Source organism: Rhizomonospora bruguierae (assembly GCF_018397995.1).
Taxonomy (GTDB): Bacteria; Actinomycetota; Actinomycetes; order Mycobacteriales; family Micromonosporaceae; genus Rhizomonospora; species Rhizomonospora bruguierae.
Map to the genome: position 1 here is coordinate 343,009 of NZ_BBQH01000010.1, position 21,270 is coordinate 364,278.

At 75.6% G+C, this 21,270-nt stretch carries 17 protein-coding genes and 1 pseudogene; 9 read left to right on the forward strand and 9 right to left on the reverse strand.

The features are described from left to right. Positions 1-18: 18 nt before the first annotated feature. Positions 19-1,482: an MFS transporter gene (locus tag KJS59_RS01580; RefSeq protein WP_213450387.1), complete on the reverse strand. Its 1,464-nt coding sequence runs from the start codon at positions 1,480-1,482 to the stop codon at positions 19-21. 127 nt (positions 1,483-1,609) lie between these two features. On the opposite strand from KJS59_RS01580, the gene KJS59_RS01585 reads away from it, so the two are divergent. The 3 genes from KJS59_RS01585 (at position 1,610) to KJS59_RS01595 (ending at position 3,017) form a co-directional block, all read left to right on the forward strand. Next, the gene (locus KJS59_RS01585) at positions 1,610-2,434 is read left to right on the forward strand and encodes a polysaccharide deacetylase family protein (RefSeq protein WP_213450388.1); all 825 of its coding nucleotides are present in this window, start codon (positions 1,610-1,612) and stop codon (positions 2,432-2,434) included. Between the two features lie 56 nt (positions 2,435-2,490). Next, positions 2,491-2,694: a hypothetical protein gene (locus KJS59_RS01590; RefSeq protein WP_213450389.1), complete on the forward strand. Its 204-nt coding sequence runs from the start codon at positions 2,491-2,493 to the stop codon at positions 2,692-2,694. A 134-nt stretch (positions 2,695-2,828) separates the two neighbouring features. Further along, complete coding sequence (locus KJS59_RS01595) at positions 2,829-3,017, forward strand: potassium transporter TrkA (protein ID WP_249713776.1); 189 nt, start codon at positions 2,829-2,831, stop codon at positions 3,015-3,017. Positions 3,018-3,076: 59 nt separating this feature from the next. Here the strand turns inward: KJS59_RS01595 and KJS59_RS01600 are convergent, their stop codons facing one another. Both KJS59_RS01600 and KJS59_RS01605 read right to left on the reverse strand, forming a co-directional pair. Further along, positions 3,077-3,472, reverse strand: a complete 396-nt coding sequence (locus tag KJS59_RS01600; RefSeq protein WP_249713777.1) for a cupin domain-containing protein — start codon at positions 3,470-3,472, stop codon at positions 3,077-3,079. Positions 3,473-3,575: 103 nt separating this feature from the next. Beyond that, positions 3,576-3,920, reverse strand: a pseudogene (locus KJS59_RS01605) (pyridoxal kinase); the annotation flags it as partial. Between the two features lie 154 nt (positions 3,921-4,074). On the opposite strand from KJS59_RS01605, the gene KJS59_RS01610 reads away from it, so the two are divergent. From KJS59_RS01610 to KJS59_RS01630, 5 genes are all read left to right on the forward strand, one after another. Beyond that, a complete protein-coding gene (locus KJS59_RS01610) occupies positions 4,075-4,413 on the forward strand; it encodes an STAS domain-containing protein (protein ID WP_213450391.1) in 339 nt (112 codons plus the stop codon). 205 nt (positions 4,414-4,618) lie between these two features. Further along, on the forward strand, positions 4,619-4,978 hold the full coding sequence (locus tag KJS59_RS01615; protein WP_213450392.1) for a hypothetical protein: 360 nt from the start codon (positions 4,619-4,621) through the stop codon (positions 4,976-4,978). 194 nt (positions 4,979-5,172) lie between these two features. Next, the gene (gene fxsT / locus KJS59_RS01620; protein WP_213450393.1) at positions 5,173-7,731 is read left to right on the forward strand and encodes an FxSxx-COOH system tetratricopeptide repeat protein; all 2,559 of its coding nucleotides are present in this window, start codon (positions 5,173-5,175) and stop codon (positions 7,729-7,731) included. Between the two features lie 39 nt (positions 7,732-7,770). After that, positions 7,771-8,352 (forward strand): SDR family oxidoreductase, encoded by a 582-nt coding sequence (locus tag KJS59_RS01625; RefSeq protein ID WP_249713778.1) that lies wholly within the window; start codon positions 7,771-7,773, stop codon positions 8,350-8,352. A gap of 166 nt (positions 8,353-8,518) precedes the next feature. Next, entirely contained in the window at positions 8,519-9,451 is a 933-nt protein-coding gene (locus tag KJS59_RS01630) for a cation diffusion facilitator family transporter (protein WP_213450394.1), read from the forward strand. A 63-nt stretch (positions 9,452-9,514) separates the two neighbouring features. Here KJS59_RS01630 and katG read toward each other — a convergent pair whose 3' ends face one another. From katG to KJS59_RS01660, 6 genes are all read right to left on the reverse strand, one after another. Then, a complete protein-coding gene (katG, locus tag KJS59_RS01635; protein ID WP_213450395.1) occupies positions 9,515-11,746 on the reverse strand; it encodes a catalase/peroxidase HPI in 2,232 nt (743 codons plus the stop codon). Between the two features lie 188 nt (positions 11,747-11,934). Next, positions 11,935-14,754, reverse strand: coding sequence for an FtsX-like permease family protein (locus KJS59_RS01640; RefSeq protein ID WP_213450396.1), 2,820 nt, complete (start codon positions 14,752-14,754; stop codon positions 11,935-11,937). Continuing rightward, the gene (locus KJS59_RS01645; RefSeq protein ID WP_213450397.1) at positions 14,751-17,927 is read right to left on the reverse strand and encodes an FtsX-like permease family protein; all 3,177 of its coding nucleotides are present in this window, start codon (positions 17,925-17,927) and stop codon (positions 14,751-14,753) included. The genes KJS59_RS01640 and KJS59_RS01645 overlap by 4 nt, the downstream gene beginning before the upstream one ends. Beyond that, positions 17,921-18,631, reverse strand: coding sequence for an ABC transporter ATP-binding protein (locus KJS59_RS01650; RefSeq protein WP_213450398.1), 711 nt, complete (start codon positions 18,629-18,631; stop codon positions 17,921-17,923). The genes KJS59_RS01645 and KJS59_RS01650 overlap by 7 nt, the downstream gene beginning before the upstream one ends. Next, positions 18,628-19,560, reverse strand: coding sequence for an ABC transporter ATP-binding protein (locus KJS59_RS01655; protein ID WP_213450399.1), 933 nt, complete (start codon positions 19,558-19,560; stop codon positions 18,628-18,630). The genes KJS59_RS01650 and KJS59_RS01655 overlap by 4 nt, the downstream gene beginning before the upstream one ends. Positions 19,561-19,652: 92 nt before the next feature. Next, a complete protein-coding gene (locus tag KJS59_RS01660) occupies positions 19,653-20,264 on the reverse strand; it encodes a carboxymuconolactone decarboxylase family protein (protein WP_213450400.1) in 612 nt (203 codons plus the stop codon). A gap of 405 nt (positions 20,265-20,669) precedes the next feature. On the opposite strand from KJS59_RS01660, the gene KJS59_RS01665 reads away from it, so the two are divergent. Beyond that, positions 20,670-21,263: a hypothetical protein gene (locus KJS59_RS01665; protein ID WP_213450401.1), complete on the forward strand. Its 594-nt coding sequence runs from the start codon at positions 20,670-20,672 to the stop codon at positions 21,261-21,263. The last annotated feature ends 7 nt before the right edge of the window (positions 21,264-21,270 follow it).

Below are 21,270 nucleotides of genomic sequence, written 5' to 3' on the forward strand. Positions count from 1 at the left end.
GCGGGTTCGAGGTGACGGTCACCTGTCCGGCTCCGCCCTACCCGCCCGGCGCAGGGCGCTGAACAGCGGCGGGGACTCCCAGGCCGGCTCCGCGCTCTCGTGCCAGCGCTCCAGGTCCGGCGCCTCCAGGCGGGGCCGCCCCGACAGGTACAGGAAGGAGCCGCCGAGGAACCCGGCGGCGGCCAGGCCCAGGCAGACGAGGATGCCCACCTCGATCCCCGACTCCTGGCCCAGCGACCCCGCGACGAAGGCGAGGATCGGGGAGACCAGGAACGCGGTGACGCCGCGCAGCAGTTCGATCAGCGCGAACACGCGTTGCAGCAGGCGGGAGCGCAGCGACAGGCCGGCGATGAACAGCGCCGGGGAGACGGACGCCCCGACGCCCAACCCGACCAGGCCCGTGGCCACCGCCAGCGTCGTCCCGGTGCCGGGCAGAGTGATCACCACCAGCAGCGCGGCCACCACGATCAGCAGCACGCCGATCCCGGCCAGGACCGGCAGATACCGGGTCCGGAGCAGGGCGCCGAACAGGACGGCGACCGCGCCGGCGGCGACGAACTCCGGCAGGAAGATGAGCGCGGCGGCGGTGGGCGTGCTCGCCCGGTGCAGGAAACTCAGCAGCAGGCCCATGACGCCGAAGGCGGCGGCGCTGGCGGCGAGCGCGACGAAGATCCCGGCGACCGGCACCGACGTGGCGAGCGCCTTGACGGGGATGAGCGGGTTCGGGAGCCGGTACTCGTAGATCACCAGGAACACGATCAGGGCGACCCCGACGACGAGCGGGACGAGCGCCAGCGGGCTGGCCGTCATGCGCGCCTGGAGGACACCGGCCCCGAAGAAGGCCGACACGCAGCCGACGAACGCCACGCCGAGCGCCACCACGTCCCACGGCGCGCTGCGGTCCTGCGCCGGCTCGTCCCGGAAGGTCAGCACCGAGAGCAGGAACGCCGCGCCGGCGATGGCCGCCACACCCCAGAACAGGGCCCGCCAGTGGCCGACGGCGGCCTGCAGCGCGCCGAGGCTGGGACCGGCGGCCACGGCGCCGAAGATGCACAGGTTCAGGATGCCGGCGCTGATCGGCATCTTCGCCGCCGGCCAGGCGGTGACCAGCGGCGGCACCGCGGCGATCAACATCAGGCTGGTCAGCAGCCCCTGGACGATGAAGGCGGCCGCGAACACCGGCGCGTTCGGCGCCCACGCCGCGAGTACCGACGCGGTGACGAACGCGGCCTCGTACCCGACGAGCAGGCGTCGCGGAGGGAAGCGCGAGGCGAACTGGATGGCCAGCACGGTGCCCACCGCGTAGGCGCCGGCCGACAGGCTGACGGCAACCTGCAATATCGACAGGGGTACGCCGAGGCTGGCCGAGATGGCCGGGCCCAGCGGGAGGATGGCCACCACGAGGATCAGGTAGGGAACCAGGGAACAGACGACAAGGGCCACCGCCCCCGGGTAGCTCTCGGCGAGCGGTCCGCGGCGCACCCGGGGCCGCTACCCGCACGCCCGGCGGGTAACCGGATGCACCGGCGCGGTGGCCGGGGATACACCCGCGCGGGTGTAGCGCCGCGCATCCGGCCGCTGCTCGCGCCTGGCTGGCTACCGTCCGTAGGTGCCCAAGAACGATGTAGCGGGCCGGCGGCCGGGCCGCGCGCTGCTGGTCGCGGCGCTCTTACCGCTGCTCGTGGCCGCCTGCCACGCGTCGCCCCGGGTGGACCGCGTGGGGTCCACGGCCGGTGGGGCGCAGCCGCGGGCCTCGGCCGCGGGCGCGGCCACCGGTACCCCCGCGGGCCGCGGCTACCTCGACCGCCTGCCCGCCTTCGGGACCGCCCCGCCGGCACACCCGGTCGCGCTGCCCGTGGGCGGCGGCGTGCCGTCGTTCTCCCGGGTGCCGACCGACCAGCCCGTGGCGTTCATCACCATCGACGACGGCTGGGTCAAGCACCCGCGGGCCGAGGAACTGCTGCGGGCGGCGCACGTGCCGGTGACCCTGTTCCTCACGATCGATGCGATCAAGGACGACCCGGGGTACTTCGCGCGGCTGCGGGACGCCGGTGCCGTCATCGAGTCGCACACCATGACCCACCCCCGGCTGGCCGGCCGGTCGTACGCGTTCCAGCGGAACGAGATCTGCGGCGCCACTGACCGGCTGGCCGACCTCTACGGCCGCCGGCCGACGCTGTTCCGCTCGCCGTTCGGCGAGCAGGACGCGACGACCCTGCGGGCGGTCCGCGACTGCGGGCTCAAGGCCGCGCTGACCTGGCGGGAATCGGCCTTCAACGGGCGGATGCACTACCAGGAGGGCCGGACGGTGCGGCCCGGCGACATCATCCTCATGCATTTCCGGGACCAGTTCGTCGACGACTTCATCGCCATCCTGCGCGCCGTCAAGAAGTCCGGGTTGACCCCCGCCGCGTTGGTGGACTACCTCCCCTGACGCCCGCCCGCCGCAGGGGTGAACGGTGGGGCTCGCGGAGCGCTATGGTGGCCCGCATGCGGGACCAGCGGACCATGAGCCGCATCGGCGAGCACACCGCGCTGCCGATGCTGGCCCTGCTGTCTGTGCTGGTCATCGTGCTTGCGGCCGGCCGCTCCATCGGGCTGTGCATCGTTTTCCGCCTGGCGCGGCGGGCGATCCCGGGCTGCGTGCCGGCGTGGTCGGCGGACCGCGCTCCGCCCGCGCCGTCGGCGGCCTGACGCCCCTCAGCCAACAGCCCCCACCGGCCACTCCCCGCCCGGCGACACCACGCCCGCGGGGCCGCCGGTTCCTCCGCCTGGAGTTTGTGATGGACCTCGAAACGACCCCGTTACCCGGCATCGGGGTTCGCTGCATGCTGACGACCGTGGACGGCCGCCGCGTGGGCGTGGTGACCCACCACGCCGACGGGCGCCGCGAACTGATCTTCGACGGCGGCTCGGACACCGATCCCGACGCGATGTGCAGCCTCACCCTCTCCCGCCGCGAGGCCCTCGCACTGGCCCGGCTGCTCGGCATGCTCGACGTCACCGAAACCCCGTGACCGCGGGTGCCGTGCCAGTGAGCGCCGGCACGGTACCCGTCACGGGCCGCCGGCCCCGATCAGGACCCGGCGACGACGGTGAGCAGGACCACCGAATCCTCCAGGGCGGCCAGCGAGTGCCGTTCGGACGGTATCGCCGCGTAACCGCCCTCGGCCAACTCCACGCTTTCCGTGCCGGCCGACAGCCTGACGCGTCCACACAGGACGTGCAGGCTGGCCTCGCCGGGGCTTTCGTGCTCGGCCAGTTCCCGCCCCGCCACGAGCGCGAGGACGGTCTGCCGCAGCGCCGCGCGCTGGCCGCCGCGGACCGAGTGGGCGGCGCGGCCGCTGCCGGACCGGCGCGCGAGGGCAAGCTGTTCGTCGGCGACGGCGGTCAGGGAGAGCGCGTCCATGGGCTGTCCTTTCGCCGGTACGCGCCCGTCGCCCGCCGGCGACCCGGCGATCCCGGACGTCACGCCCGCGAGTTTACACAACCCGCCCTGGTACAAAAGGCGATGCCCGCCACGCGTGGCGCGGGCAGCACGGCGGCTGGGCGCGACGCGGAGGGGGCGGCGGCGGTCAGCGGAGGCGGCGGGCGGTGAAGGTCGGCGGCGGCTTGGCGATCGCCCCCTGGGCGGCGACGATCTGAAGCTCCCGGGCGCCGGCCGCGAGCGTCGCTTCGAGGACCGCGAAGACCGTGCGGGTGGTGCGCTCCAGCGCCGCCGCGGGCGAGCCGGTGGCCAGCAGGTGGGCCAGGTACAGCGCGGCGGTTATCTCGCCGCCGCCGTTCGGGTTGATGGGCAGCAGTGGGGTGGTCACCGCCCAGGCGCCCTCGTCCGAGACGGCCACCACCTCCAGCGACCCGGTGGGCAGGTCGCCGTGCAGCACGCTGGTGACCAGCACGTGCCGCGGGCCTGTCCCACGCCTGGACCGAGAGGATCTTCACCGGCCCATCCTGGCACCACCCCACCCCACCGAGGCGCCCTGCCGCCTCGGGGCCACCCGGCGCTCGCCGGGGCGCGGGCACGCGCGATACTTGCCTCGACGCAACAAGATCGGGCGATCGGAGGCGGTGTCGATGGGGTTCAGCCAGGCCTTGACCCGATCGGGTGACGTGGCGCGCATCGCCATGTCCGGCGAGATCGACCTGCGCGTGCACGACCAGGTCCGCGCGGTCCTGGTTGAGGCGCTGGCGACCGCGCCGGCCCGGCTCGAACTGGACCTGGGCGGCCTGGACCTGATCGACTCGCGCGGCGTCGGGGTGCTCGTCGGCGTCCACCGCGCCGCGGTCGGCTGCACCGTGGAGATCACGCGCCTGCAGCCGCCGGTGGCCAGGGTGCTGCGGGATCTCGGCGTGTTCGATGTGCTCTGCCCCGGCGGGACCGATACCGGTCTACCGCCGGATCGTGATCTCTGAAGCACGCGTGCCGGCGAGCTGACCGCCGCCGGGGTCGACCAACACCGCGACCGACGATGCGCCGTGGGTGCTCCGCCGGTTGGGCCGTCCTTGGCGTCGTCCGGGCGCGGACATTGCCGGACGACATCTTCCCGACAGTCGGCGGCGCGTCTGGTTCCTACAATCCAGGCCGCCGGAGTCACTCCACGTGGGAAGGCCGTCCCTTATGCCACGTCGCCGTCGAGTCTGGGTCTGGACCGGACGGAGTGTCGCCACGCTGTGCGTCGCCGGCCTGGGCGGCTACCTGTACCTCGTCGGGCTGGACAAGGCCGACAAGGTGGCCAGTGCCATCGCCAGCCTGATCGCGGTGGCCGCGCTGGTCGCGCCGTACCTGCTGCCGGCACGCGGTCAACCCTCGGATCCGCGACCACGGCCGGGCGGCCCCGAAGGGGCCACCGCCATCCAGGTCACCGGCGATGTGCGGGTTCTGGCCAAGGGCACCAGCGCGGCCGCGGTCTCCATGCGGGACGTGACCGTTGGCGCGGTTCCCGTGGACCCTCCCCCGCCGGGGCGGTCCCGCGACTGACCGCGCCCGGTGACGCCGCTTCATCGTCGCCCCACCACCACGTACCGGCAGAGCCCGCCCGCGCGCCTGTCGCCGATGCCACCGACCACACCGCGCCGGCGGAATCGGGCGCGGGGTTGGTCATCACGGCGAGCGGCGGGTCCGTCGCCGCCCAACACATCGATCAGGTGCACTATTACCAGCCGGGGAGGGCGGTGTCCTGGCCGCAGCGGGTCGGCGACATCCCGGTCCTGGCGTCGGCGTTTCAACCCCGTACCGGCCTGCGCGCGCACATTGGGGCCGCCCGCGGCGATGGGGGCACGGTAGTGCTCACCCAGGTCCTTTCCGGCGGCGGCGGGGTGGGCAAGTCGCAGCTGGTCGCCTCCTACGCGGTGCGGGCCATCGCCGAGGGCACCGACCTGGTGGTGTGGGTCAACGCCGCCAGACCCGAGGCGATACCGGCCGCCTTCGCCCAAACCGCGGCCCGGGTGCAGGCGCCCGGGGCGGACGGCGGCGACGCCGAGGCCGACGCCAGGGCGTTGCTGGACTGGCTGGCCACCACGGACCGGTCGTGGCTGGTCGTGTTGGACGACCTGAGCGACGCCGCCCACGTCGGTGCCTGGTGGCCGGCCAGCCACACCGGCACCGGCTGGGTGCTGGCCACGACCCGCCGCCGGGACGCCGCGTTCTCCGGTGGCGGACGCTCCATGGTGGACGTCGACGTGTACAGCGCGGACGAGTCCGCCGGCTACCTCGCCGAGCGGCTGTCCGGCGCCGGCGCGGCCCACCTGCTCGATGCCGGCGTCGGGCCCCTCGCTGAGGAACTGGGGCGGCTGCCGCTGGCCCTGTCCCACGCCGCCGCCTACATGATCAATGAGAACATCGGCTGCACGGAGTACCTCGCCCTGGTCACCGACCGGCGATCACGACTCGATGCGGTGCTGCCGCCCAGCGCCGACGCCGACGGTTACCGCCGCCCCGTCGCGGTCACCCTGCTCCTCGCCGTCGACGCGGCCCAGGCGTGCGACCCCGCGGGCCTCGCCCTACCGGCGCTGCGGCTGGCCGCCGCGCTCGACCCCGCCGGCCACCCCGACACGCTGTGGACCGAGAGCGCTGTCACCACCTACCTGAGCGCCCACCGCACCACCGACAGCCCCGATCCACCACCCGTCACCGGTGCCGAGGCCCGCGCGGCGATGCGGCTCCTGCACCGCTACGGGCTGGCCACCCACGACCCGAGGCCCGGACCGCGTGCGGCACGCGTCCACGCCCTCACCGCCCGGGCGGCCCGCGAAGCCACCCCACCGGCGCAGTGGGCAGCCATCGCGCACGCTGCCGCGGACGCGCTGCTGGCCGCCTGGCCGGACCCGGACACCAGCCCGGACCTCGCCGACCTGGTCGCCGCGCTGAGAGCCAACACCGACACCCTCACCGCCCACGCCGGTGACCTGCTCTGGCAACCCGACGGGCAGCCACTGCTGTACCGGGCCGGCGACAGCCTCCTGGACGCCGGCCTGCACGATGCCGCCACCACCCACTGGCAGAAGCTGGTCGCGTCGGCCGAGCGGACCCTCGGCCCGGACCACCCCGCCACCTTGTCCGCCCGGGCCCGTCTCGCCAAGGCCCATCGGCAGGCCGACCGCCTCGCCGAGGCCATCACCATCCAGGAAGGGGTGGCCACCGACCGCGAACGCGTCCTCGGCATCGAACACCCGGACACGCTGAGGGCACGGGACAACCTGGCCACGTCCTACTGGCAGATCGGGCGCGTCGGCGAAGCAATCGCCCTGATGGAGCGAGTGGTCACCGACATGGAGCGGGTTCTCGGCCCCGAAGATACGGACACGCTGGCCGCCTGGACGAATCTCGCCCTCTCCTACGGGAAGGTGGGGCGTACGGCTGAGGCCATCGCCATCCAGGAGCGGGTGGTCACCGATGCCGAACGGATCGTCGGCCCGGACGACATCGACGCCTTGTTCGCCCGGGCCATTCTCGCCGCCTTCTATCGGGAGGTGGGGCGCACCGCCGAGGCCATTGTCATCGAGGAGCAGACGGTCGCCAGCGCCCAGCGGCTCCTCGGGCCCGAAAACCCGTCCACGCTGATTGCCCGGGCCAACCTCGCCGCCTCGTACGAGCAGGCCGGGCGCGTCGACGATGCCATCGCCGTGCAGGAGCGGGTGGCCGCGGACAGCGAACGCCTGTTCGGCCCCGAAAGTCCGAAGACGTTGAGCGACCGGTCGATCCTCGCCACCTTCTACCGGAATGTGGGCCGCACCGCCGAAGCCATCACGCTCTTCGAGCGGGTGGCCGCCGACCGGGAACGCCTGTTCGGCCCCGAACACCCGGAAACGCTGACCGCCCGGGGCAATCTGGCCTCCTCCTACCAGAAGGCGGGGCGCACCACGGAGGCGACCACCATCATGGAACGGTTGGTTACCGACATGGAGCGGATCCTCGGCCCGGAGCACCCTTACACGCTGACCTCGCGAGCCATCCTCGCCGCCTGCTATGAGCAGGCCGGGCGCGTCGACGAAGCCATCGCTGTTCAGGAACAGGTGGTCGCGGACCGGGAACGCATTCTTGGCACCGAACACCCGGAAACGGTGGCCGCCCGCAGCGATCTGGCCACCTCCTACCAGAACACGGGGCGCACCTCGGAGGCGATCACCATCATGGAGCGGGTGGTGGCCGACCGCGCGCGGATTCAGGGGGCCGAACACCCGGACGCGACGGCAGCGGCGGCCATCCTGCGCGAGTGGAGGCAGGATGTCTGATGAGGTCACGCCGCTACCGGTGGCGGCTAGCATCCGATTGTGCGGATTTTTCTCGCCGGGGCGACCGGGGTGATCGGTTCCCGGCTCACGCCGCTGCTGCTGCGGGCCGGGCACGAGGTGGCCGCGATGACGCGCACGCCCGCGAAGGCGGCGGGACTGGCGGCCACCGGCGCCCACCCCGTCGTCTGCGACGTGTACGACGCCGAGGCGGTGCGGAGCGCGGTCGTGGCGTTCCGGCCGGACGTGCTGATCCACCAGCTGACCGACCTGCCGGACAAGGCGGCGGACCTGCCCGCCCGGCGGGAGGCGAATGCCCGGATGCGCCGCGAGGGGACTGACAGCCTGCTCGCCGCGGCGCGGGCCGCGGGTGCGGCGCGGGTGCTCGCCCAGAGCGTCGCCTGGGAGTTGGCCGGGGAGGGCGGAGCGGCGAAGGAGTACCTGGAGCACCGCGTGCTGGACGCCGGCGGCGTGGTCCTGCGGTACGGCCAGTTCTACGGGCCGGGCACGTACCACGAGCGGCGGCCGCCCGAGCCGCCCCGGATCCAGGTGGACGAGGCCGCCCGGCGCACCGTCGACGCGCTGGACTCCCCGACCGGAATTCTCACCATCGCGGACGAGTAGGGGCGCCGCGTAAAGCCGCCCGGCCGGCACCGCGGAACCCACGCCGCCGGTGAGCCCCGGCCGCCACCCCGCGTCACCCTCGACTCTGCTGGCGCTACTCAACTCGCGCCGGATGGGTATCCCACCGCGCCAGGGGCGTCCGAGTCACGGAGCGAGCAGCAGACGCATGAACGACAGACCAGGCCATTCCCCCACCGGCGGGCACCACCCGCCGCCGTCACCGGCGCGCCGGCGGCCGCTGGCCACCGTGCTCGGCATCACCTGCGCGATCATGATTGCCGAGATCGCCGGGGCGCTGCTGTCCGGGTCGCTCGCCCTGCTGGCGGACGCGGGGCACGTGCTCACCGACGTCGCGGGCCTGAGCCTGGCCCTGGTCGCCGCGGTCCTGGCGGCCCGGCCCGCCACCGCCGCGTACACCTGGGGCTACCAGCGGGCCGAGGTGCTGGCGGGTGCCGCCCAGGCCGCCGTCCTGCTCACGGTCGGCGGGCTGATCCTCATCGAGGCCGTCCGGCGGCTGGTCGCGCCGCCGGGCGTCGTCACCGGGCCGATGATCCTGTTCGGGGCCGTCGGCCTGGTCGGCAACGCCGTGGCGGCCGCGGTGCTGTTCCGGTCCGGCGACCGGAACCTCAACACCCGCGCCGCGACCCTGGAGGTGCTCAACGACGCGCTCGGCTCGGTGGCCGTGCTGGTCGCCGCCGGCGTCATCGCCCTGACCGGCTGGACCCGGGCGGACGGGATCGCGTCGCTGCTGATCGGCCTGTTGATCCTGCCGCGCACGTGGCGGCTGCTGCGGGAGTCCGTGGACGTGCTGCTCGAGGCGACCCCCAAGGGCATCGACCTGGCCGCGGTGCGCGCGCACATCCGGGAGCTTCCGGGCGTGCGCGCCGTGCACGACCTGCACGCGTCCACGGTGGCCAGCGACCTGCCCGTGCTGACGGCCCACGTGGTCGTCGACGATTGCTGCTTCCGGGCGGGGCAGCTTCCCCGCCTGCTGGACCAGCTCCAGGACTGCCTCGCCGGGCACTTCGACGTGCGGCACTCCACGTTCCAGTTCGAGCCGGCCGGTCACGCGGACCACGAAGGGTCGTCGCACGCCTGAGGCGCCGGCCGGGAGCACCCGGCGTGCCGGGCCGGCCCGCGCGGGCCGGCCCGGACGTGCGGATCAGGCGAGGTCGAACCGGTCCAGGTTCATGACCTTGACCCAGGCCGCGACGAAGTCGCCCACGAACTTCTCCCGGGCGTCGTCACTGGCGTAGACCTCGGCGAGCGCGCGCAGCTCCGAGTCGGACCCGAAGACGAGGTCGACGCGGCTGCCGGTCCACCTCAGCTCGCCGGTGGCCCGGTCGCGACCCTCGAAGGCGGTCGCGTCCTCGGACACCGGCTTCCACTCGGTGCCCAGGTCGAGCAGGTTGACGAAGAAGTCGTTCGTCAGCGACCCGGGGGTGGTGGTGAGCACGCCCAGCGGCGAGCCCTGGTGGTTCGCACCCAGGACGCGCAGGCCGCCGACGAGGACGGTCATCTCCGGCGCGCTGAGGGTCAGCAGGTTCGCCCGGTCGAGCAGCAGGAACTCGGCCGGCAGCCGCTGGCCCTTGCCGACGTAGTTGCGGAACCCGTCCGCGGTCGGCTCGAGCGCGGCGAACGACTCGACGTCGGTCTCCTCCTGCGACGCGTCGGTGCGGCCCGGGGTGAACGGCACCTCGACGTCGAAGCCGGCGTTGCGGGCCGCCTGCTCGACGCCGACACCGCCGGCGAGCACGATCAGATCGGCGAGCGAGACCCGCTTGCCGCCGGTCTGGGCGGCGTTGAACGCCTCCTGGATGCCCGCCAGGGTGCCCAGCACCCGCGCCAGCTCGTCCGGCTGGTTGACCTCCCAGCCGATCTGCGGCTGGAGGCGGATGCGCGCCCCGTTGGCGCCGCCGCGCTTGTCGCTGCCGCGGAACGTCGACGCCGACGCCCACGCGCTGGAGACCAGCTCGGACACCGCCAGCCCGGAGGCGAGGATCCGGTCCTTGAGGGTGGCCACGTCCGCCGCGTCGACGAGGTCGTGGTCCACCGCCGGGATCGGGTCCTGCCAGAGCAGGGTCTCGGTCGGGACCTCCGGGCCGAGGTACCGGGCGACCGGGCCCATGTCGCGGTGGGTCAGCTTGAACCAGGCCCGGGCGAACGCGTCCGCGAACTGGTCCGGGTTCTCCAGGAAGCGCCGCGAGATCTGCTCGTAGATCGGGTCGGCCCGCAGCGCGATGTCGGAGGTGAGCATCCGCGGTTCGCGCCGCTTCGACGGGTCGTGCGCCTCGGGCACCATGTCGGCGCCCGCCCCGTGCTTGGGCCGCCACTGGTGCGCGCCGGCCGGCGACTTCATCAGTTCCCACTCGTAGGCGAACAGGATGTGGAAGAACTCGTTGTCCCACCGGGTCGGGTGGTAGGTCCAGGTGACCTCGATCCCGCTGCCGATGGTGTCGGCGCCCTTGCCGGTGCCGAAGCTGCTCTTCCAGCCCAGGCCCTGCTGCTCCAGCGGTGCCGCCTCGGGCTCCGGGCCGACGTGGTCGGCCGGGCCGGCTCCGTGGGTCTTGCCGAAGGTGTGGCCACCGGCGATGAGCGCGACGGTCTCCTCGTCGTTCATCGCCATCCGGCGGAACGTCTCGCGGATGTCCCGCGCCGAGGCGACCGGGTCCGGGTTGCCGTTCGGCCCCTCCGGGTTGACGTAGATCAGGCCCATCTGCACCGCGGCGAGCGGGTTCTCCAGCTCCCGGTCACCGGTGTAGCGGGCGTCGCCGAGCCAGGTGGTCTCGGGGCCCCAGTAGACGTCCTCCTCCGGCTCCCAGACGTCCTCCCGGCCGCCGGCGAAGCCGAAGGTCTTGAAGCCCATCGACTCCAGGGCGACGTTGCCGGCGAGGACCATGAGGTCGGCCCAGGACAGCTTCTGGCCGTACTTCTTCTTGACCGGCCAGAGCAGGCGGCGGGCCTTGTCCAGGTTCACGTTGTCCGGCCAGCTGTTCAGCGGCGCGAAGCGCTGCTGGCCGGCGCCGGCGCCGCCGCGGCCGTCGCTGATGCGGTAGGTGCCCGCGCTGTGCCAGGCCATCCGGATCATGAACGGGCCGTAGTTGCCGAAGTCGGCCGGCCACCAGTCCTGCGAGGTGGTCAGCACCTCCGCGATGTCGCGCTTCACCGCGGCCAGATCGAGGCTCTTGAACGCCTCGGCGTAGCTGAACCGCTCGCCGAGGGGGTTGGCCACCGCCGGGTTCTTGGCGAGGATCTTCATGTTGAGCCGGTTCGGCCACCAGCCGCGGTTGCCGCCACCCTCGGTCGGGTGCGCCGCGCGCCCGTGCACGACCGGGCAGCGGGACTCGCTGCCGGCCTGCGCGTCGTGGACGACCGCTTCGTGGTTCTCGGACATCGGGTTCCTTCCGACACTGAAGGGATCAAGGAATGTTGTCGCTGGAGGGGCCAGGGGAATCAGGACGTGACGGCGTGGTGCTTGCGTATCGGGTGGCACTCCAGGATCATGGCCACGCTCCGCAGTCTTGCTCGCTTTCTGGAACGAGTCAAGAATATCCGCCGAATGTCGCCCGGTGCCGGCGACGCTCACGGAAGTGACCGCCGTCCCAGGACGGCGTCGGGGAGTCCCTCGCCCGCGCGCAGCACCTCACCCGGTCGCCGCCCGCGCCGCAGCCGCGACTCGACCGGTACGACCACGGCGACCGCCGCCAGCAGCGCGACGGGCAGCAGGCCGAGGTGCCACCAGGGTGGCACCGGGGCGGGATCGGTGGCCTGCCCGGTGAGCAGTCGCAGGGCGAGCGGGCCGAGCGTCAGGTGCGCCAGGAGCAGCCCGAGCGCCGGGCCGGCCGCCGCGGCCAGCGCGACCGCCGGCAGCAACTCCCCCGCGGCGACCCAGCGGGCGTCACGCGGGCGCAGGCCGAGGGTTCGCAGGCGGGCCAGGGTCTGCCACCGCTCGGGCGCGGTGGCGGCCGCGCCGAGGGCGAGCCCGAGCAGACCCAGGGCGAGCAGGGCCACGGCCGAGACCAGGGCCAGGCGCAGCAGGCCGGCGGTCAGCGGCGCCGCCCGGCTGGCACGCAGCACGTCCGGGCGGAGCACGACGCGGGCCGCCGCGCCGTTCTCGGCGGCGGCCCGCGCCGCGCCCGGACCGGTCACCCACACCGTGTTGAAGGCCGGGAGCACACCGGCGGCGGTGGCGGCCGCGGCGTCCACGAGGACGACGTCAACCGCGCCGCCGACGGCGGGGGCGGTGCCGACGGCGGCGAGGTGGACGGGCGGCGCACCGGTGCGCAGCAACTCCAGCCGCATACCGGGGCGCAGGCTGCCGTCGTGCGAGCGCACCAGCGCCGGAAGGTCGCCGTCCGCGGTTGCCGTGAGCCGGTCGAGCTGCGGCGCGTCCGGTAGCGGCGTGGCGGCCAGCAGCCGCCGGTACTCGGCGGCGTCCACGATGACGAGGCGGGGGGCGACGTCCGTCGCCGCGGCGGCGATGCGCACGCCGTCGGTCAACTGCGCCGGCACCGCCTGCCGGACGCCCGGCGCGGCCGCGACCCGCCGGGCGAGCGCGGCCGTTGCGGGCACGCCGGCGGGGGCGACATCGAGGCGGGCGTCGGCACCGACAGCGCGCCAGGCGCCGTCCACCAGGCCCTGCCGGGCGGTCGAGTCGAGGGTGAGCGCAAAGCACGCCAGCGCGGTGGCGACCAGCATGACCAGCGGCGGAAGCACGCGCGCGGCGGTGGCCGCCGCCCGCGCGGCACCGAAGACCGCCAGCGGACGGCGCGAGCGCAGCGAGCGCCGCAGCGTCAGGCGCGTCCCGAAGGGCAGCAACCGCAGCAGGACGAGCGCACCGGCGAGAACCCCGAGGGTGGGCGCGCTCGCTTGCAGCCGCACGCCGCCGGCCTGGTCCGCGGCCGGGTCGCCCGCGACCGCCGGGAGGATGCCGCGCTGGTGCAGGGCGACGAGGGCGGCGACCGCGGCGATCACCACCCCGGCCTCGGCCGTGGCCCGGCGCAGCTGACCGGTGTGGCGGGCCCGGCGGCGCGGGGTCCGGTTGGCGGGGACGCGCCAGTCCCGCGTGGCGCGGGCGGCGGCGAGGACGCCGAACGCCGGACCGGCGACGGCGGCGGCCACGACGATGGGGAGCGCCCACCCCCAGGCGGCGCCCGGGGTGACGGCGCGGGCCACGACGAGCCCGGCGACCGCGGCCGGCAGCGCCACCGCGGCGGATTCGAGCAGCAACTCGACGCCGACGTCGGGCAAGGTCGCGCCCCGTTGCCGGGCGGCGACCAGCGCCGGGACGCGGCGGTGGACCAGCAGGTCGGCGGCGAGCAGCAGGATCAGGACCCCCGCCGCCACGATGGCGATCAGCAGCACGGACGCCTGCGCGGAAGCCGCGTCGACCCGCACGCGCACGTCCCGCAGCACGGCGTCGATCCGCGTCTCCCACCGCAGCGAGGTGTCGAGGGCGCCGGACGAGCCGGAGGCGGCCTTGAGCGCGACCACGGCCGCGCCGACCGCCCGGCCGGACTCCCAGGTGAGCGCGCCCGGCTCCGGGGCGAACCGGACGGTGCGCCGGAACTGCCCGTCGTCGAAGGCCAGGCGCGCGTCGGGCAGCGAGTCCGGCGACAGCAGGCCGGCGAGCCGGGTACTGCCCACGCCGTCCGCGCCCACGACGGGGTGCAGCAGCCACGGGGCGAGCCGCCAGGCGGGATCGGCGTCGTCGGTCGCCCGGAAGATGCCGCTGACCCGCACGTCCTTGACGGTGCGCCGGGCGTCCTGCACCGGGATCCGGTCGCCGGGGCGCAGGCGGAGGGCCTCGGCGTCCGCTTCGGACAGACCGACCTGCACCGGCCAGGGCGGCCCGTCGTACGGGGCCGGCGCGGCGGCGTCCGGCACGGCGGCCCGGGGCGGGCCACCCGCGATCCAGGTGACGTGCGGGCCGCTGCCGGGCCCGCGGTCGTCCGCGAAGTAGGCGAGTTGGAAGGTGCGCAGCACGCTGCCGTCGGTGACCTTGAGGATGTCGCTGGTGACGAGGGCGACCGGTGGCCGCAGCGCGGCGCGCAGGGCCGGGTCGAGCTCGTTGACGGCCCGGGCGCGGAGGTCGTCGAGGTCCTCGGCGAGGCGGGGCGCGCGGACCCGGCCACCGGTGGGCCCGTCGTCGGGCTCCCAGTTGCCCCTCGCCAGCACGTCGGCGTCGCCGCCGGCCCGGCGCACGGCGTCCCGCACGGCGTCGTCGGCGGCGGCCCGCAGCAGCGGTGGCGCGGCGCCGGCGAGCAGCGAGACGGCCGCGACGACGGCGGCGGCCAGCACCAGCGGTCCGGTGTCGGCCCGGGCCCGGCCGCGGATGCTGGGCCAGTGCGGGACCGGCGGCCGCCAGCGGCGCCGCGCCCGCCACCACCCGAGCCCCCTCATGAGGCGACCCGCAGGTGAGCGGCGTCCGCCCGGCGGGCCTGGACGGCGACCACCGCGGTCACCGCCAGCGTGCAGCCGGCCACCAGCGCGGCGAGCAGGGCGGCCTCAGCGGCCCACGGCCAGTGCGCCACCGCGCCCGGGACCGGGGCGGCGCCGGTGCCGGTGCGGACCAGCAGGGGCGCGACGAGGCGGGTGGCGAGCGCGCCGACCACGGCGCCGGTTGCGAGCAGGGGCAGCAGGACGCCGGCGTGCTGGCCGAGCAGCACGGCGCGGATCTCGCGCCGGGTCATGCCCAGGCCGCGCAGGCGCGCCACCTCGAGGGCGCGCAGGTGCAGGTCGCAGGTCACGTGCAGGACGATGCCGGCGAGCAGCAGCAGCGCCGAGGCCGGGACGAGCAGCCGCAGCGCGGCCGGCAGCCCGGCGCTCAGGGGACCGCCGGTGCGCCGGGCGGCCTCGCCGGCGCGCGTGGTGACGGCGCCGAGGTGGAGGGCGCCGGCGCGCTCGGCGGCGTCGGGCCGGGCCGGCTGGCCGACCCAGATGGCGTCCACGGGGAACGCCAGGTCGCCGTTGCCGACGAGGGCGCGGGACAGGGCGTCCACATCGACCAGAACGGCGGCGGCGCCGGGCGCGGAGGGGACGGTGGGCACCACCTCGGCGACGGTGACCGGCACCGGGGTGGCACCCACGGTCAGGCTCAGCCGGGCGCCGGGCCGGGCCCGCAACTCGTCGGCGAACCGGGCCGAGACGGCGACCGGCACCGGCCCGTCGACGGGGAACGCGGTGGCGACGAGGTCGCGGGCGGCCTCCGGGGGGCCGGTGAGCCGGACGGACGTGGTCATCCTGAGCTGAACGCCCGCGGGCGTGCCGGTGACCGCGACGGCCGGGTCGGTGAGGTGCGCGGGCGAGGGAGCGGCGGAGGTGGCGGTCCACGGCGATCCGGGCGGCGCGTCCCCGGCGCCCGGCACCGTCAGCGTGACGGCGACCCGGCTGCCGTTGGGGTCGGTCCCGGTCCCGTCGACGGCACCGGCCGGGCCGGTGAACGGGAGGGACACCGCCACCAGTCGCAGCCCCTCGGCCGGCGCGCACTCCGGCAGCCGGTGCGCCCGGCCGTCGAGCGGGACGGGCGAGCCGACGCAGGGGGTCCGCAGGCCGGTGGCGTCCTGCATCAGCAGGCGGGGCGTCACGGCGAGCAGGATCGCGCCGCTCGCCGTGCCGGTCAGGGTGAGCGCGGCGCCCGCCGGGACGGCGACACCGGTGGCGCGGGCGGGCGGCGAGAGGGCGGCGCCCACCCCGGCCCAGGTGCGCCCGCCGTCGAGCCGGCCGCGCAGCAGGTCACCGGCGCGGGCGGTGTCGACGGCGACCAGCCGGGTCGCCTCGCCCACGCTGCCGAGCCACTGCCCGACGGCGACGCCGCGGTTGACCACGGGGCTCACCGCTCCCCCGGTGGCCGCCGCGACGGCGGCACCCTGTCCGGCCACCGGCGGGGCGGTGAGGGTGACGGCGAGGTCGGTGCCGACGGACAGGTCGGCCTGGTCGTGCTGCGAGCGCTGCCAGGTGGCGTCGAAGGCGGTCCCGAACGTGCCGGCGGCGCAGGCCAGGCCGATGAGCAGGCCGGCGGCGACGGCCCGGGGCCGCCGGGCGGCCTCCACCACGGCGAGCGGGAGCACCAGGCCGCGGGCGCGGCGCGCCAGCCGGTCCGCACCGCGCAGCGCGGGCAGCACGAGGCGCAGCGCCAGCGCGGCACCCGCGGCGAGCAGCACCGCCGGCGCGAGCACGCGGATCGCGTCCACCTGGGAGCCGGAGGCGGTGGGCCCGGCGCGCAGTTGCCACCAGCCGGCGGCGGCGAACGCGACGAGGAGCAGGTCCGCCCCGGAGCGGGCGAGCAGGGCGGCCCGCGGGTGCCGGTCGCCGGCCCAGGCCGCGGGCCGCATCGCGCGGGCGACGAGCACCGCCGCGAGCGCGAACGCGCCACCGGCGACGGCGAGCACCTGACCGGTGGTGACCGCCGGCCCGGCGGTGAGCCCGGCGCCCGCCAGCGGCGGCAGGTGGGCCAGGCCGGCGTGCAGGGCGGACGAGGCGGGGACCGCGAGCGCGGCGGCGAGGACGGCCAGCGCGCCCGCCTCGACGGTGGTGGCGGCGGCGAACTGGCCGCGGCTGGTGCCCAGGGCGGCCAGCAGGGTCGCCTCGCCGGCGCGCACCCCGGCGGTGAGCCGGCCGGCGAGGGCGAGGGCGGTCGCGGCCAGCACGACGCCGAGGATCGAGACGGCCAGCACGGTGCCCGTGGTGACCCGCTGCTGCTCCCGGCTGGCCCGCAGGGTTGCCGGCAGCCGGGAGGCGATCCGCTCGATCCGCACCCGGTCGCCGAGGGCGGCCGCCAGGCGGTGGTCCGCGCCGGAAAGCGTCGTGGCGACGGCCGCCAGGGCGCGGCGGTCCGGGGCCGACAGGTCGGGGTGTGCGGTGATCTCCAGCCGGTCGATGGTGCAGCCGCCGGCCAGCAGGTCCGCGAGGTCCACGATGAACGGCCCGTAGGCGCGGACCGTGCGCAGCGAGTCCACGTCGCGGTAGCCGAGGTCGTACCCGGCGGCGGCGAGCGGGTCGCGGTCCCAGCCGGCGCCGGGCAGCGGGCGCACGACACCGACCACCGTCACGTCGACCGCCGGGGCGGCGTCGCCGGCCACCTCGGCGCCGATGTGGACGCGGTCGCCGGGCGCGAGCCCGAGCAGCCGCGCCGTGGGTTCGAGCAGCACCGCCTCCAGCGACACCGCGCCGGCCCTGGGCCACCGCCCGGCCGCCAGCAGGGCGCGGGCCGGCAGGTCCTCCACACCGGACAGGTAGGTCTCGGCCCCGGCACCCGCCGCCGGCAGCGACCGCATCTTGGCCGAGGCTCGCGCGGCCGTCGTCGCGGGGAACGGGGCGAGCGCCGAGGTAAGCACGGCACGGGTGTCCTCCGCGACGGACCGGGCGTGCGGGCTCCGGATGGTGACCGTGTAGGCGGTGACATCGACGTCGCCGGGCGTGGCGCGGCTCGCGGCCACCTCCAGCGCCCGCCCCCCGGTGCGGGTGACGAGCAGGGCGCAGGTGCCCAGCAGGGTGGCGCCCACCGTGACGACCATCAGCAGCGCCGCCAGCAGCGGCCACTGCGCGCGGGCCCGGCGGGCCAGCAGCCTCAGCACGCCGCCCCGACCCGCTCCCCGGCGGGCCCCTCGATCCGGCCGTCGCTGATCCGGATCACCCGGTCGGCCAGCGCCATCATCACCGCGTCGTGCGTGGACACCAGGGCCGTCACGCCCTCGGACTCCACCACCCCGCGCAGCAGCGCCATCACCGACATGCCCGTCTCGTGGTCCAACTGCCCGGTCGGCTCGTCGGCGATCAGCAGCCGGGGCGAGGCGGCCAGCGCCCGCGCGATCGCCACCCGCTGCTGCTGGCCGCCGGACAGCTCACCCGGGCGCTGCCGGGCGTGCTCGGCCAGCCCCACCAGCTCCAACAGCAACGCGACCCGCCGCTCGCGCTCCCGCGCCGGCACCCGGGTCAGCCGCAGCGGCGCGCCGACGTTCTCCGCCGCCGACAGCACCGGGATCAGGCCGAACGTCTGGAACACGTAGGCGACCCCGGCCCGCCGCAGCCGGGACAGGCCGTCCTCGTCGAGGGCGGTCACGTCGGTACCGTCGATGACGACCGTGCCCTCGTCCGGCCGGTCCAGGCCGCCGACGACGTTGAGCAGCGTCGTCTTGCCGGAGCCGGAGCGACCGACCAGGGCGACCATGGTGCCGGCGGCCACGTCGAACGACACGTCCCGCAGGGCGTGCACGGCGGTCGGCCCGGTGCCGAACCGCCGGTGCACGCCGCGCACCCGCAGCAGCGGGCCGCCGCTCACCCGGGCCGCCCGCGGTCGGGGCGGATCGTCACGTGGTCGGCCTCCAGCGCCAGCCGGACCCGCCGGGTCAGCGCCAGCGCCTCCCGGTAGTCGCGCGGCACCTGGACCCGCCCGGCGCGGTCCATCACGGCGTACTCCTCCGCGACCACGTGCGTCTCGCCCGCGTCGTTCGTGGCGGTGCGGCGCAGCACCTCGCTGCTGGTGCGCCCGTCCCGGATCGCCACCGTGCGCTCGACCTGGCCGCTGACCGCCGGGTCGTGGGTCACCACGACGACGGTCACGCCCAACCGGCGATTGACGTCCCGCAGCACCCCGAACACCTCCGCCGAGGTGGCGGTGTCCAACTCGCCGGTCGGCTCGTCGGCCAGCAGGACGCGGGGCTCGTTCGCCAGCGCCACCGCGATCGCGACGCGCATCTGCTGACCACCGGACAACTGCGCGGGGCGCCGACCGGCGCAGTCGGCGACGCCGAGGGACGCCAGCAATTCGGCCGTGCGGGCGCGGCGGGTACGGGCCGGCGTTCGGGCCGTCACCATCGGCAGGTCGACCATCTCCCGCGCGGTCAGGTAGGGCACCAGGTTGCTGGCGGTCTGCTGCCGGACGAACCCGACCGTGTGCCGCCGGTAGTGCACCCGCTCCGCGCGGGACATCGCCAGCAGGTCCCACCGGTCCACCCGCGCCCGCCCGGCGGTCGGCACGTCGAGCCCGGCGAGGATCGACAGCAACGTGGACTTGCCCGACCCGGACACCCCGACGACGGCGACCAGCTCGCCGCGCTCCACCACCAGGTCCAGCCCCTGCAGCGCCTGCACCTCGACCGACCCGGACTGGTAGATGCGCACCAGGCTCTCGCAGGCGATCAGCGCGTCCCGGCCGGACTCGGGCGCCCGCGGCGGCGGCACCGGAAGGGGCAGCGGCGTGGCCGACATCGCCCTCCTCCCCGCGCGGTCGCGTGGGCGTCGGGCCAGACTCTATATCCAGTCCCATCGGTCCAACAGCGGGCGAAGCGGCGGTTTGCGGCTCACCCGGTGCGCGGCGGCTGCTCCTCCTCGGCCGGGCGGCCGAAGGTGACCGCGGCGCGCAGCGGTGCCGGCACGGCGGCGCGCAGGGCGGCGTCGGGGCGCAGGCCGAGCGCGTCGTTCACCGTCGAGAACGCCACGCGCAGCGCCACGAACGCGGTCATCGTGAAGATCTGCGAGTCGGTGAAGCCGGCGTCCCGCAGCTCCCGCACGTCGGCGTCGGTCGTGCCGTTCGGGTCCCGCGCGACCTTGCGCGCCCATCCGGCCATGGCCCGCTCGCCGGGCGTCAGGCCGCCGTCGTCGCCCTCGACCACGCCGGCCGCGGTCCGCGCGTCGCTCGCGTCGGCCAGCCGTTGCCCCCAGGCCAGCGAGCAGTACGAGTCGCCGCGGGCGGAGGCGCAGGCGGTCACCAGGACCGCGCGCTGGCGCAGGCTGAGCTGGTCCGCGGTGCTCACCTGCCGCAGCAGGGCGGACAGCCCGACCAGGGCGGCCGGCTGGTACGCCCACAGCCGGGACACGTTCATGACGTAGCCCAGTTCTTCGATGTCCTCGTCGAACAACTGCTGGGCCTCAGCGCTCGGTTCGGGGACGCCGAGGAAGCCGATGGTGTCCATGCCTCTCCCCTGTGGTCGATGGTTCGTTCGCGCCACCAGCGTTCCGCACCGAGGACCGTTCCCTCATCCGTGGTTCGCACGGTCTTCGCACAGAGTCCGGGTGCGTGCGCCGGCCGTTCGGGCGACTCTCGGACGCACGCTGGATGGCCTCCGACCCGGGGCCCCGGAGTACGCTCCTATCGCCCGCGTAACGGATGTGGACGCTGGTGCGCTGTTAGTCATGACAGCCGGCGGGCGACATCGTTGGTCGCGTCCGGGAGGGCGCGGTTGGTCGCGTCCGGGAGGGCGCGAGCGGAGAGGACGGGTGTGGTAGCCCCCATCGGGGACGAGCAGAGGCTGGACCGGCCGCCTGCCGCAGCCGGCAGACCCGAGCACGGGCCGCCGGTCGGCGACGGGGGCGGGTGGGTGGCGCAGCAGGTCACCCGGCTCCTGCCCCGTCCCACCGGTAGGCACCGGTCCCCCGCGGCGATGCGGTGGTGGCCCCCGCCGATCTCCGCCACCTGGCTGCGGGAGTGGTGGATCGCCCTGGTGTCGGCCGCGGCGATCGTGATCACCATCCTGGTCGTCGCCGTGGCGCTGGCGAGCAGCGGGTCGCCGGCCACGACGACGACGGCCGGGTCCTCCCCGACCGAGGCGCCGGTGGCCACCACCGCCGACGACGAGGAGCCGGACGAGGAGACCCCGCCCCCGCCCGAGCCCACCGCGCGGAGCACCACCACGCCGCCACCGCCCCGCGCCACCGCGACCCGGCCCGTCGGGCCGCAGCTCACCGGCCGGCTCGCCCGCTTCGCCACCGGGGTCCAGCAGCAGGTCGCCGCGGGCAACCTGGCCGCCGACGCCGGGCGCGACCTGCTGCGACAGGTTTACGACCTGGCCGCGCGGTCGGACCGCGGCAACGGCAGGGGAAGGCTGCGCGAACTCGACCGCCGGCTCAACGAGCTGCGCCGGGAGGGGAAGCTGAACCGGGCGGGTTACGAGGCGCTCAGCGCGCTCACCTGACGGGGCC

Coding starts and splice junctions, on each gene's coding strand:
- KJS59_RS01590 (WP_213450389.1), top strand. CDS start 2,491: ATGCGGGACCAGCGGACCATGAGCCGCATCGGCGAGCACACCGCGCTG.
- KJS59_RS01660 (WP_213450400.1), bottom strand. CDS start 20,264: ATGGACACCATCGGCTTCCTCGGCGTCCCCGAACCGAGCGCTGAGGCC.
- katG (WP_213450395.1), bottom strand. CDS start 11,746: ATGTCCGAGAACCACGAAGCGGTCGTCCACGACGCGCAGGCCGGCAGC.
- KJS59_RS01640 (WP_213450396.1), bottom strand. CDS start 14,754: ATGAGGGGGCTCGGGTGGTGGCGGGCGCGGCGCCGCTGGCGGCCGCCG.
- KJS59_RS01630 (WP_213450394.1), top strand. CDS start 8,519: ATGAACGACAGACCAGGCCATTCCCCCACCGGCGGGCACCACCCGCCG.
- KJS59_RS01655 (WP_213450399.1), bottom strand. CDS start 19,560: ATGTCGGCCACGCCGCTGCCCCTTCCGGTGCCGCCGCCGCGGGCGCCC.
- KJS59_RS01595 (WP_249713776.1), top strand. CDS start 2,829: ATGCTGACGACCGTGGACGGCCGCCGCGTGGGCGTGGTGACCCACCAC.
- KJS59_RS01615 (WP_213450392.1), top strand. CDS start 4,619: ATGCCACGTCGCCGTCGAGTCTGGGTCTGGACCGGACGGAGTGTCGCC.
- KJS59_RS01610 (WP_213450391.1), top strand. CDS start 4,075: ATGGGGTTCAGCCAGGCCTTGACCCGATCGGGTGACGTGGCGCGCATC.